The 12,661-nt window shown below is 37.5% G+C and carries 5 protein-coding genes, 21 tRNA genes, 1 rRNA gene and 1 pseudogene (1 of these 28 only partly in view); 27 read left to right on the top strand and 1 reads right to left on the bottom strand.

What is annotated here, in order from left to right; translation table 11 throughout:
- From rrf to MVE64_RS07830, 27 genes and pseudogenes are all read left to right on the top strand, one after another.
- Positions 1–54: ribosomal RNA gene (gene rrf / locus MVE64_RS07960) — 5S ribosomal RNA — on the top strand; it begins 62 nt to the left of the window's first position.
- 5 nt (positions 55–59) lie between these two features.
- Positions 60–135 (top strand) — tRNA-Val (locus MVE64_RS07955).
- 183 nt (positions 136–318) lie between these two features.
- Positions 319–394, top strand: a tRNA-Thr gene (locus MVE64_RS07950).
- 176 nt (positions 395–570) lie between these two features.
- Positions 571–646: transfer RNA gene (locus tag MVE64_RS07945), tRNA-Lys, on the top strand.
- Positions 647–658: 12 nt separating this feature from the next.
- A tRNA-Leu gene (locus MVE64_RS07940) sits at positions 659–744 on the top strand.
- 37 nt (positions 745–781) lie between these two features.
- A tRNA-Gly gene (locus MVE64_RS07935) sits at positions 782–856 on the top strand.
- An 8-nt stretch (positions 857–864) separates the two neighbouring features.
- A tRNA-Leu gene (locus tag MVE64_RS07930) sits at positions 865–953 on the top strand.
- A gap of 62 nt (positions 954–1,015) precedes the next feature.
- A tRNA-Arg gene (locus MVE64_RS07925) sits at positions 1,016–1,092 on the top strand.
- 104 nt (positions 1,093–1,196) lie between these two features.
- Positions 1,197–1,273: transfer RNA gene (locus MVE64_RS07920), tRNA-Pro, on the top strand.
- Between the two features lie 23 nt (positions 1,274–1,296).
- Positions 1,297–1,372 (top strand) — tRNA-Ala (locus MVE64_RS07915).
- Between the two features lie 152 nt (positions 1,373–1,524).
- Positions 1,525–1,601: transfer RNA gene (locus MVE64_RS07910), tRNA-Met, on the top strand.
- A 30-nt stretch (positions 1,602–1,631) separates the two neighbouring features.
- Positions 1,632–1,708 (top strand) — tRNA-Ile (locus tag MVE64_RS07905).
- 10 nt (positions 1,709–1,718) lie between these two features.
- Positions 1,719–1,811: transfer RNA gene (locus MVE64_RS07900), tRNA-Ser, on the top strand.
- 168 nt (positions 1,812–1,979) lie between these two features.
- Positions 1,980–2,056: transfer RNA gene (locus MVE64_RS07895), tRNA-Met, on the top strand.
- Between the two features lie 86 nt (positions 2,057–2,142).
- Positions 2,143–2,219 (top strand) — tRNA-Asp (locus MVE64_RS07890).
- Between the two features lie 180 nt (positions 2,220–2,399).
- Positions 2,400–2,475: transfer RNA gene (locus tag MVE64_RS07885), tRNA-Phe, on the top strand.
- Between the two features lie 18 nt (positions 2,476–2,493).
- Positions 2,494–2,569, top strand: a tRNA-His gene (locus MVE64_RS07880).
- Between the two features lie 5 nt (positions 2,570–2,574).
- Positions 2,575–2,648: transfer RNA gene (locus MVE64_RS07875), tRNA-Gly, on the top strand.
- Between the two features lie 11 nt (positions 2,649–2,659).
- A tRNA-Ile gene (locus tag MVE64_RS07870) sits at positions 2,660–2,736 on the top strand.
- Between the two features lie 14 nt (positions 2,737–2,750).
- A tRNA-Asn gene (locus tag MVE64_RS07865) sits at positions 2,751–2,825 on the top strand.
- 4 nt (positions 2,826–2,829) lie between these two features.
- Positions 2,830–2,920 (top strand) — tRNA-Ser (locus MVE64_RS07860).
- 17 nt (positions 2,921–2,937) lie between these two features.
- Positions 2,938–3,009, top strand: a tRNA-Glu gene (locus MVE64_RS07855).
- Positions 3,010–3,659: 650 nt separating this feature from the next.
- Positions 3,660–5,580, top strand: a pseudogene (glgB, locus tag MVE64_RS07850) (1,4-alpha-glucan branching enzyme).
- Positions 5,537–6,703 (top strand): glucose-1-phosphate adenylyltransferase, encoded by a 1,167-nt coding sequence (locus MVE64_RS07845; RefSeq protein ID WP_247345301.1) that lies wholly within the window; start codon positions 5,537–5,539, stop codon positions 6,701–6,703. Before glgB ends, MVE64_RS07845 begins: the two are co-directional and overlap by 44 nt.
- Before the next feature lie 150 nt (positions 6,704–6,853).
- Entirely contained in the window at positions 6,854–7,882 is a 1,029-nt protein-coding gene (locus MVE64_RS07840) for a GlgC family sugar phosphate nucleotidyltransferase (RefSeq protein ID WP_247345299.1), read from the top strand.
- A complete protein-coding gene (gene glgA / locus MVE64_RS07835; protein WP_247345296.1) occupies positions 7,879–9,324 on the top strand; it encodes a glycogen synthase GlgA in 1,446 nt (481 codons plus the stop codon). The genes MVE64_RS07840 and glgA overlap by 4 nt, the downstream gene beginning before the upstream one ends.
- Positions 9,314–11,719 (top strand): glycogen/starch/alpha-glucan phosphorylase, encoded by a 2,406-nt coding sequence (locus MVE64_RS07830; RefSeq protein WP_247345293.1) that lies wholly within the window; start codon positions 9,314–9,316, stop codon positions 11,717–11,719. Before glgA ends, MVE64_RS07830 begins: the two co-directional genes overlap by 11 nt.
- 102 nt (positions 11,720–11,821) lie before the next feature.
- Here the strand turns inward: MVE64_RS07830 and MVE64_RS07825 are convergent, their stop codons facing one another.
- Positions 11,822–12,613, bottom strand: a complete 792-nt coding sequence (locus MVE64_RS07825; RefSeq protein WP_247345290.1) for a TIGR00266 family protein — start codon at positions 12,611–12,613, stop codon at positions 11,822–11,824.
- Positions 12,614–12,661 lie beyond the last annotated feature (48 nt).

Raw genomic sequence — 12,661 nt, 5'->3', positions numbered from 1 at the left:
CAGCGCCGATGGTAGTTGGGGGTTTCCCCCTGTGAGAGTAGGACGTTGCCAGGTATAATGGAGGATTAGCTCAGCTGGGAGAGCACCTGCCTTACAAGCAGGGGGTCGGCGGTTCGATCCCGTCATCCTCCACCATATTTTTTTCGCGCTAGCGAAAATAGCTAACCATTCGCCGGTGTAGCTCAACTGGTAGAGCACGATCGAATATGCTTCGAAGCTCCTGCTTCAGCACACAAATCGAGCTGCTACTTGAATAATCTTTCTGAGATTTGGGTGACTGGTAAGTAAGAAAAAGTCTTATATACATCTATAAATAATGCCGGTGTAGCTCAACTGGTAGAGCAACTGACTTGTAATCAGTAGGTTGGGGGTTCAAGTCCTCTCGCCGGCACCACTCATTTTAATTATAAATAACTAAAATGAGCCATTAGCTCAGTTGGTAGAGCACGAACGAATATGCATCGAAGCTTTACATCAGCACACAAATTGAGCTGCAGCTTGAATAAGCTTACTGAAATTTGGGTGTCTATAACAAGAGATAAATTTAATAATATTACTCATTTCTTAAATGAGCCATTAGCTCAGTTGGTAGAGCATCTGACTTTTAATCAGAGGGTCGAAGGTTCGAGTCCTTCATGGCTCACCATTTACACACCTTGCGGGTGTGGCGGAATTGGCAGACGCGCTAGACTTAGGATCTAGTGTCCTTGTGACGTGGGGGTTCAAGTCCCTTCACCCGCACCAAAGTTTTTTCGCGTTAGCGAAAATAACTAACAATATTGCGGAAGTAGTTCAGTGGTAGAACACCACCTTGCCAAGGTGGGGGTCGCGGGTTCGAATCCCGTCTTCCGCTCCAAAGACAGTGCCGGGGTGGCGGAACTGGCAGACGCACAGGACTTAAAATCCTGCGGTAGGTGACTACCGTACCGGTTCGATTCCGGTCCTCGGCACCATAGTTTTTTCGCGCTAGCGAAAATAACTTACCTTAATCTTTATAGATTATTATTGATTATTTGCGCCCGTAGCTCAATTGGATAGAGCGTTTGACTACGGATCAAAAGGTTAGGGGTTCGACTCCTCTCGGGCGCGCCAAGTATAGAAGTGAGAAATTAGAAGTCAGAAGCGAGAATAAACTTTTCGCTCTAAAGCAATAATAAAGTCTCTGACCTCCCAAATCCCACCTCTGAATTCTAGAACGGGAAGTAGCTCAGCTTGGTAGAGCACTTGGTTTGGGACCAAGGGGTCGCAGGTTCGAATCCTGTCTTCCCGACCATTAATTGATCTAAACTTTAAAATGGGGCCTTAGCTCAGCTGGGAGAGCGCCTGCTTTGCACGCAGGAGGTCAGCGGTTCGATCCCGCTAGGCTCCACCAATAATATATTTTTTAAAAACATGGCGGTGTAGCTCAGTTGGCTAGAGCGAGCCGTAAACATCCTGCATTTCATCATTGTAGGCTTGCGAGGAATGTGTCTTGACAAAGAGACATGACGAGCATGGTTTTTTACAAAGAGCGTTGATAACTATGGCGGTGTAGCTCAGCTGGCTAGAGCGTACGGTTCATACCCGTGAGGTCGTGGGTTCGATTCCCTCCGCCGCTACCATATTAAGTTTTAGTTGCAAAGCATTTGATTGGACCTTTAGCTCAGCTGGTTAGAGCAGACGGCTCATAACCGTCCGGTCGTAGGTTCGAGTCCTACAAGGTCCACCATTTGAATTGAGGAGGAATACCCAAGTCCGGCTGAAGGGATCGGTCTTGAAAACCGACAGGGGTGTCAAAGCCCGCAGGGGTTCGAATCCCCTTTCCTCCTCCATATTTATTTTATATTTTATTGTCGCGGGGTGGAGCACGTGAATAGGCTTCATTGAGTTACATCAGCGTACCGATTGAGCAACATCTTGAATAATCTTTCTGAAATCGGGACGGTCCGTACAAGATAATAAACAAAGTTCATGTGTAATACAATCTTTATATTTATCATCGCGGGGTGGAGCAGTCTGGTAGCTCGTCGGGCTCATAACCCGAAGGTCGCAGGTTCAAATCCTGTCCCCGCAACCAATTTCAGTTGACGATGTTATGTCTAGTAATCATCTAAGCAAGTCAATATGTTAAGCTTAGTTGTTTTCACTAAGTGAAAAAACTTTGGTCCGGTAGTTCAGTTGGTTAGAATGCCTGCCTGTCACGCAGGAGGTCGCGGGTTCGAGTCCCGTCCGGACCGCCATTATTATAAATTTTATACTAATGTTAACTCAGACTCTAAGTATAGAGTAAAAGGGTTTCAATAAGCGAGAAGGTCGAGGAAGCGAGTGAACGAGCACCGGAGCGTATGACCATACGTGAGGATGTGAGTGAGGGAGCTGACGAAGAGATTCGAAGCTTAGTGGAAGCCGTAAACTATGTTGGCTCGGTAGCTCAGTTGGTAGAGCAATGGACTGAAAATCCATGTGTCGGCGGTTCGATTCCGTCCCGAGCCACCACTTATAAAATGGAATATGGCGGTTGTGGCGAAGTGGTTAACGCATCGGATTGTGGTTCCGACATTCGTGGGTTCGATTCCCATCAGCCGCCCCATTATTGCGGGTGTAGTTTAGTGGTAAAACCTCAGCCTTCCAAGCTGATGATGAGGGTTCGATTCCCTTCACCCGCTCCAAAAATGATTATGGGCCTATAGCTCAGCTGGTTAGAGCGCACGCCTGATAAGCGTGAGGTCGATGGTTCGAGTCCATTTAGGCCCACCATGAAATGTTGTTGATCCGCAGTAGCTCAGTGGTAGAGCTATCGGCTGTTAACCGATCGGTCGTAGGTTCGAGTCCTACCTGCGGAGCCAAATTGGGGAAGTACTCAAGTGGCTGAAGAGGCGCCCCTGCTAAGGGTGTAGGTCGCGTAAGCGGCGCGAGGGTTCAAATCCCTCCTTCTCCGCCAGTAAATTATATTGTTAAGGCCCATTGGTCAAGCGGTTAAGACACCGCCCTTTCACGGCGGTAACACGGGTTCGAATCCCGTATGGGTCATAAAAAGCACTGCATTGTTGCAGTGCTTTTTTATTATTTTCTATAAATATGGAAGTCAAATAAAAAGTAGCATTTCTTTTAAATAAATCCTCTTATAATGATAAAGATTTGCTATTTCCCTATTATTGAATGTGCTTATATTTACAAAACATTCTTTGTTGAAAAACAATTATTCTCCTAATAAATATTATATAAAATATAATATTTATTCCTTCATCTCTATTAGCATTTCCTAGAAAAACATAAGCATGGTTCTTTTCTTTAGCCTTTTGCTTTTTAAAATACCTTCAAATCCTGCGGAAATTTCTTTCAACAAAATTCTACAAAAAGTCGAAAAAAATATTTTGGTTATATAACATCCTCTATGAGTAATTAGTCTCCCATTAAGTATGTAAAACGGTTTCCTTCATTAAAAATATATTATTTTCAACTCATAAATTTTTTCCTAAATCACTAGTGTTTTCTTATATTATTGTTAGTTATGCTAACAAACTGCTTTAAATTGTCTACATTTTAAAAGAATAATAATACAAAAGAATTGTTTTACTCTTGTTGGTTTATGTCGGAAAAAAGAACGTTTTCATTAAAGGGAATTATTTGTAAGTCTTGAATGTTTAGCATAGATAATAAGAGGAAGGGTGAAATCTGTGATGCTCATGTGTCCATCTGACTTTGACATACATTTATTTCATGAAGGTCAGTCTTTTGAAAGCTACCGTTTTTTTGGAGCTCATGTACAGGAACGAGATGGTGTGCTGGGTACAAATTTTTGTGTTTGGGCGCCACATGCGAGGCAGGTAAATGTAGTAGGGAACTTTAACAAATGGAACAGTCAGGAACATCAAATGGAGAAAATAAATGAGGAGGGGATATGGAGCATATTTGTTCCAGGAGTTAATGAAGGTGAGATTTATAAATACGAAATACATTCTTCAAATGGTCAAAAGCTTCTTAAGTCAGACCCTTATGCTTTTCATTCTGAGGTAAGGCCTGATACTGCATCGATTGTTTATGATTTATCCGGGTTCGAATGGTCAGATCAAAAGTGGCAAAGAAGGAAAAAGTTAAGAGAAGTGTATGATCGTCCATTAGCTATTTATGAAGTTCACTTAGGTTCTTGGAAAATAAAAGAGGATGGTGAGCTATATAGCTATATTGAACTTGCGGAGATGCTTATTCCTTATGTATTAGAACACGGATTCACTCATATTGAACTTTTACCTATAATTGAACATCCATATGATCGATCTTGGGGATATCAAGGAACAGGGTATTATTCTGCTACAAGTCGTTTTGGATCGCCAAAAGATTTTATGGCATTTATAAATGCTTGTCATGAAGAAAATATTGGTGTCATCATTGATTGGGTTCCAGGTCATTTTTGTAAAGATGCTCATGGATTATATATGTTTGATGGGCTTACCAACGTATGAGTACACAAATGAAAAAGATCGTGAAAATTATATCTGGGGTACTGCAAATTTTGATTTAGGAAAAACAGAAGTACAAAGTTTCTTAGTGTCCAATGCTTTGTTTTGGATGGAATATTTTCATATTGATGGATTTAGGGTTGATGCAGTCGCCAACATGCTCTATTGGCCAAATTCGAATGAACTTGTTGAAAACCCTTATGCTGTATCCTTTATTAAAAAACTTAATAAAGCAGTATTTGCAAATGATCCGAATATACTTATGATTGCTGAGGATTCAACTGATTGGCCGATGGTTACCTCTCCAACCTCGTCAGGTGGTCTTGGCTTTAACTACAAATGGAATATGGGTTGGATGAACGATATTCTTTCTTATATGGAGGCCTCTCCAGAGAATAGAAATGAACTCCACCATAAAGTTACATTCTCCTTTTTATATGCTTTTTCAGAAAACTTCATTTTACCTTTTTCTCATGACGAAGTTGTTCATGGAAAAAAATCATTATTAAATAAGATGCCGGGTGATTATTGGCAAAAATTTGCCCAATTAAGGCTTCTGTATGCATATATGTTTACACATCCTGGAAAGAAACTTCTTTTTATGGGAGGTGAATTTGGTCAGTATGATGAATGGAAGGATTTAGAGCAACTTGATTGGATGTTGGAAGAGTATGAGATGCATAACAAAATGCGTAGCTATTTTAAGCATTTGCTCTCAAACTATAACAAGCAAAAATCATTGTTTGAAGTAGACCATTCATTTGAAGGTTTTGAGTGGATAGATGCAGATAATCGCGATCAAAGTATTTTTTCTTTTATCCGAAAAGGACAAAAAGAAAATGAAATACTTGTTGTTGTTTGTAACTTTAAACCAATTGTTTATTATGATTACAAAATTGGGGTACCAATTGACACAGAATATGTAGAGATTATAAATAGTGATGCAGAAGAGTTTGGTGGTTCAAATCAATTGAACAAAAAGAATCTTAGGGCAATAGAAGGCGAGTTTCATGGGAGGCCATATCATCTATCTATGACAATTCCACCGTATGGAGCAGTTATTCTACGTGCAGTTAAAAAAAGAGGGGAGAATAAGAATGGGAAAAAAACAATGCGTAGCAATGTTACTAGCAGGGGGTAAAGGTAGCAGGTTAAGCTCTCTTACTAAAAATTTGGCAAAGCCGGCAGTTCCGTTTGGGGGAAAATATAGGATCATAGATTTTACTTTAAGTAATTGTACCAACTCTAGCATTGATACTGTAGGTGTATTAACACAATATCAACCACTAGTTTTAAATTCATATATAGGAATTGGAAGTGTGTGGGATTTAGATCGTAAAAATGGTGGGGTAACCGTTCTTCCTCCTTACTCTGAATCCTCTGAAATGAAGTGGTATAAAGGGACAGCAAGCGCAATCTATCAAAACATTAATTATATTAAACAATATGATCCTGAATATGTATTAATCTTGTCGGGAGATCATATCTACAAAATGGATTATTCTAAAATGCTTGACTACCACATTGATAAAAATGCTGATGCCTCCATTTCTGTTATAGAAGTGCCTTGGGATGAGGCTAGTCGATTTGGAATTATGAATACCAATGACAAAATGCAGGTAGTTGAATTTGATGAAAAGCCTGCTAATCCTAAAAATAATTTGGCCTCAATGGGAATTTATATTTTTAAATGGTCACTTTTAAAAGAATACTTGGAGATGGATGAACGTAATCAATATTCAAGTCATGATTTTGGGAAAGATATTATTCCTTTATTGCTAGAAGAGAAACGCAATGTTGTTGCTTATCCTTTTAAAGGATATTGGAAAGATGTAGGAACGGTTAAGAGTCTTTGGGAAGCAAATATGGATTTATTAAATGATGAGTCGGAGCTAAATTTATTTGATCGAGACTGGAAGATCTACACGGTTAATTCTAATCATCCACCTCAATTTATTGCTGAGGATGCGGTAGTAACTGATTCTCTTGTTAATGACGGTTGTGTCATTATGGGAAATGTTCATCATTCCGTTTTATTCCAAGGAGTTACGGTTGGTAAAAATACAAAAATAAAAAATACGGTCTTAATGCCTGACACAATAATCGGGGAAAATGTCTACATTGAAAATGCAATCGTTCCATGTGGTTTAGAAATTCCAGATGGTACTGTGATATGTCCTGATACGAATTCAGATGAAATTTTACTTGTTACAGATGAAATCATAGATGAAATCATATCCTTGACTGAGAACAAAGTTAATTAATAAAAAAATCATATGACTACAATACATTGGAAGTAGTAAGGTTCAGATGTAAGCATGTTTTCCTTTATCATTGCATTTATTCTTTTTTAATTATTTTCTAAGCATGTGAAACATATGACCTTACTTTTTCCAAAAAGGGGAGAAGGAAGAATGAGTAATAAATTGTTAGGTGTTATTGATGCTACAGCATATAAACCAGAAATTGAAGATTTAACGATCCATCGTTCATTAGCAGCAGTTCCTTTTGGTAGTCGATATCGTTTAATAGATTTTGTTCTATCTAGCATGACAAATTCTGAGATTGAAAGTGTTGCTATTTTTCCTAAGTATTCTTATCGCTCCCTAATGGATCACATTGGTTCTGGAAAACAGTGGGATCTAAATCGTAAAAAAGATGGATTATTTTTCTTCCCATCTCCTCATTTACACAACGAATATGATGAGTTTGGATCTTTCCGACAATTTTCTGATCACATTGATTTCTTTTTAAGAAGTAAACAGGAGTATGCGGTTATTACCAATAGTCATACAGTTTGTAATATTGATTTTCAGAAGGTATTAAGTCGTCATATTGAAAATGGCTGTGATATAACAGAAGTTCGAAAAGATGGTCAGTCGTTACAAATGTATATTATGTCAACAAAACTTCTTCTTGATCTTATTCAGGATAAAGAAAAAACAGGATGCAAAACACTTGCTGACGTTATTATAGAAAATCAACATAATTTCACTATTTGTGATTATGAATTTAGAGGCTATGCAGCTGTTATAGATTCATTAGCCAATTATTATAAACATAGTATGGAAATGCTTAACCCAGCTATTTGGAAAGAAATTTTCATGAAAAACCGACCAATTTTAACGAAAGCAAAAGATGAGCCACCAACCAAATATGGAAAAAATGCAGTTGTAAAGAATTCCTTAATTGCTAATGGATGTAAAATAGAAGGTTATGTGGAAAATAGTATTATTTTTAGAGGAGTTCATATCGGAAAAGATACAGTCATTAAAAATAGTGTCGTTATGCAAAAGACAAATATTGGAGAGAATTGTGTACTAGAGAATATTATTACGGATAAAGATGTAAAAGTATTAGACTATTCTAAATTAAGTGGATCACATTTAGAGCCAACGATACTAAGAAAAAGAACCATTCAAGGAGCGATGATGAACTCGTGAAAGTATTATTTGCTGTTTCAGAATGTGTACCTTTTGTAAAATCAGGAGGATTAGCTGATGTTGCAGGTGCATTACCAAAGGAATTAAAAAAACTAGGAGCTGACATTAGAGTCATTCTACCCAAATATTCTTTAATATCAGATTCTTATCGTGAAAAGATGACGAAAATACATGAGATAATTGTTCCGGTTGGATGGAGACAGCAGTATTGTGGAATTGAAAAATTAGAAGTTGAGGGAATTACGTATTATTTCTTAGATCATGAATATTATTTTTATCGTGATTCTTTGTATGGACATTATGATGATGGTGAGCGCTTCTCATTCTTTTGTAGAGCCGTACTAGAAACATTAGAAGCTATTGATTTTCAGCCTGACATCATACATTCACATGACTGGCATACAGGAATGATTAGTTATTTATTACAAAAAGAATACAGAAAGAAATCTTTTTATGAGGAAATTAAAACAGTGTTTACGATTCATAATCTCCAATTTCAAGGTGTATTTCCATACAGTATTCTCAACGATCTTTTAAATCTGGGGGATGAAGACTTTAAAAATCTTGAATTTTATGGAGATATTAGCTTTATGAAGGCAGCGATAATCTCATCAGATTATATAACAACTGTTAGTCCAACGTATAAAGAGGAAATTCAGACAGCCTACTATGGAGAAAGACTGGATGGTCTGTTAAGATCCCGAAATTCTTCGCTTATGGGAATTTTAAATGGAATTGATGATACAGTTTATAATCCTGAAACAGATGAAAATATTCATTCACAGTTTACACCGGAAACACTCATAAAAAAAGCGGAGAATAAAGCTGCCCTACAAGCTGCTTTTGGGTTACCTGAGAGTAAAGATACACCAATTATTTCAATGGTAACTAGGTTAACGAAGCAAAAAGGTTTAGATTTAGTTAAACGTGTTTTTGATGAGGTATTAGCTAAGGATGTTCAAGTGATCGTTCTTGGTACAGGAGAAAAGGAATTTGAAGATTATTTTAAACATATGGAATGGGTTTATCCGACAAAGTTTAAAGCATACATAGGATTTGATGAGAAGCTTGCACATCAAATTTATGCCGGCTCCGATTTATTTTTAATGCCATCAAAATTTGAACCATGTGGTTTGGGGCAGTTAATTGCTCTAAGATATGGTACTATTCCAATTGTCCGTGAAACAGGTGGATTAAATGACACAGTGTTTCCTTTTCAGGAAGAGTTAAAGGAAGGTAATGGATTTACGTTTAGTCATTTTAATGCCCATGATATGTTGTATTCAATAAATCGCGCTATTGAGTATTATCATCAAGACGAGGTTTGGCAGAAGATCGTCAATACTGCCATGACACAAGATTATAGTTGGAGCCAATCAGCATTAAAATATAAGCAGCTTTACACTGATTTGATCACTGGGAGTGAAGAGCATGTTCTCTAATAAAGATTCATTTAAAAAAAGCTTTTTAAAAAGGCTAGAAAGTATGTGTGGCAAAGGCTTTGAGGAATCAACTAGACGTGATCAGTACTTTACATTAGGGAATATGGTAAGAGAATATATTAGCTCTAAATGGATTGATACGAACGAGCTTTACCGTGCTGAAAATAAAAAGCAAGTATATTATTTATCAATTGAATTTCTATTAGGTCGTTTACTTTGTCAAAACTTATTAAACCTAGGAATTAAAGAGGTTGTTGAGGAAGGTCTGGCAGAGCTTAATATTCAATTAAATGAAATAGAAGAGTGTGAGTCAGACCCAGCTCTAGGAAACGGTGGATTAGGAAGATTAGCAGCTTGCTTTTTAGATTCATTGGCTACATTAAATCTTCCTGGTCATGGATATGGGCTTCGATATAAACACGGACTATTTGATCAAAAAATAGTGGATGGATATCAAGTTGAGCTCCCGGAGCAATGGTTACGACATGGAAATGTGTGGGAAGTTCGGAAGCCTGATCAAGCTGTTGAGGTATCATTCTGGGGAAGAATAGAATCAAGTTATGAAGGAAATTCTCTCATTTTTAAGCATGTAGGAGAACAAAAGGTGTTAGCCGTTCCTTATGATATGCCTGTTGTTGGCTACCAGGTCGATACCGTTAATACGTTGAGGCTTTGGAATGCAGAGCCTGCCTCATTTGGTCCAAATCAAGATGTTTTATCTTATAAGAGAGATACTGAGGCAATTACAGATTTCCTTTATCCTGATGATACACATGATGAGGGCAAAATTTTAAGGTTAAAACAGCAGTATTTCCTTGTTTCCTCAAGTTTACAAAGTATCATTCAGTCGTTTAAAAAAGAAAATTCTAACATTAGAGAACTTCATCATTACGTGGCTATTCATATAAATGATACACATCCTGCTTTGGCTATTCCTGAATTAATGAGAATATTAGTTGATATTGAAGGATTAACTTGGAATGAAGCATGGCATGTAACAACAAATACAGTGTCCTATACAAATCATACGATCTTAGCGGAAGCACTAGAAAAATGGCCAATTTATTTATTTAAGCCATTACTTCCTAGAATTTATATGATTATAGAAGAAATTAATGAGAGATTTTGTGCAGAGCTCTGGGATCGATATCCGGGAGAATGGCAACGTATTGAGCATATGGCGATTATCGCTCACGGCCTTGTGAAAATGGCTCATCTCGCAATAGTTGGGAGTAATAGTATTAACGGGGTAGCCAAAATACACTCTGATATTTTGAAAAATAGAGAGATGAAATCTTTCTATGACGTTTATCCCGAAAAATTCAATAACAAAACAAATGGTATTACACATAGAAGATGGCTGCTTAAAGCAAATCCTGAATTAACAAACCTAATTAAAGAAACAATTGGTGAGGATTGGGTAAAACAACCTGAAAAATTAATAGATTTAAAGAGACATGTTTATCATCCTTCAGTAAAAGAACAATTTGCACAGGTGAAAAGGAAGCGTAAAGAAATACTAGCGAAGAAAATAGCAGAAAAAAATGGGATTTTAGTAGACATTGATTCTATTTTTGATGTTCAAGTTAAAAGATTACACGCATATAAAAGACAGTTATTAAATGTTCTTCATATTATGTATTTATACAATCGAATAAAAGAAGATCCTAATTATGTGATACAACCTCGTACATTTATTTTTGGAGCAAAAGCATCTCCAACGTATTATTACGCAAAGAAGGTCATAAAACTTATCCATTCCTTAGCTGATAAAGTAAACAATGACCCAAGAGTTTCGCAGGTTATAAAGGTTGTGTTTATGGAAAATTATCGTGTTTCATTGGCTGAAGATATCTTCCCGGCTGCAGATGTTAGTGAACAGATTTCGACTGCAAGCAAAGAGGCATCTGGTACAGGAAATATGAAATTTATGATGAATGGTGCTTTAACAGTCGGGACATTAGATGGAGCAAATATTGAGATCATGGAGGAGATTGGTAAAGATAATATTTTTACCTTTGGTCTCACTGCACAAGAGGTGCTCAAGTACGAAGAAAACGGCCGTTATCGATCAATGGAATATTATCACCATGATTTAAGAATTCGACAAGTTATCAATCAATTAACAAATGGATTTTTCTCAGAAGATGAAGGAGAATTTGAGTCAATTGCTGATTCCTTACTCGTTCAAAATGATCAATATTTTGTTTTACGTGATTTTGCTTCTTATATTGATATACAAGAAAAGGTTGGCATAGCTTATCAAAACCGAGAAAAGTGGCTGGAGCAGGCATTAATAAACGTTTCGCATTCAGGCTTCTTTTCAAGTGACAGAACCATTTCGCAATATGCTGATGGAATTTGGAATATTGAGCCACTTGGAGTGAAAATGTAAAGAAAAAGGTTTGGCTCTTCTTTGCTGATAGGTGAAAGCATTTCACATACAAAAAAGGTGTTGACTATAATAGTCAGCACCTTTTTTAATCGGAAATGTTAATCAATCACCGTCTAAAAGTCGACCTAAACCGCCAAGTAGACTGCCTTCACCACGACCTTCACCGCCAGCAGATGGTGCACTTGCAATCACTCGATCTGCTAAGCGACTGAATGGTAATGTTTGAACCCAAACTGTTCCTGGTCCTTGTACAATAGCGAAGAATAAGCCTTCTCCACCAAAAAACGCAGTCTTTACTTTTCCAACAAATTCAATATTGTAATCAACTTCTTTTGTTAATGCGACTAAGCAACCTGTATCAATTCTTAATTTCTCTCCAGGTTGAAGGTCACGGCGGATAATGGTTCCTCCAGCATGTAAAAAGCCAAGACCATCTCCTTCAAGCTTTTGCATAATGAAACCCTCTCCACCAAAAAAGCCAGTTCCAAGCTTCTTTTGAAAATCAATGCCAATGGATACACCTTTTGCTGCACAAAGGAAGGAGTCTTTTTGACAAATAATCTTTCCGCCAAGCTCACTCAAATCAACAGGTATGATTTTCCCCGGATAAGGAGCAGCAAATGAGACACGCTTTTTACCAACACCTTTGTTTGTGAAAACTGTCATAAATAAGCTCTCACCCGTGATAACACGTTTTCCAGCTCCAACCAGCTTACCAAAAAAGCCTTTTTGGTTGTTGTCTCCATCACCAAAAATGGTTTCCATATCGATGCCATCTTCCATCATCATCATGCCACCAGCTTCAGCTACAACACTTTCATTCGGATCTAACTCAATTTCAACACATTGCATGTCATCGCCATGTAAAACATAATCAATTTCATGAGCGTTCATCAGGATCCCCCCATATGTAAGTAGCAGGTGATTAACGGTAAATTCCTG

Origin of the sequence: Metabacillus endolithicus, assembly GCF_023078335.1 — a bacterium.
GTDB lineage: Bacteria > Bacillota > Bacilli > Bacillales > Bacillaceae > Metabacillus > Metabacillus endolithicus.
This window is presented reverse-complemented; position numbering and strand designations above follow the sequence as displayed.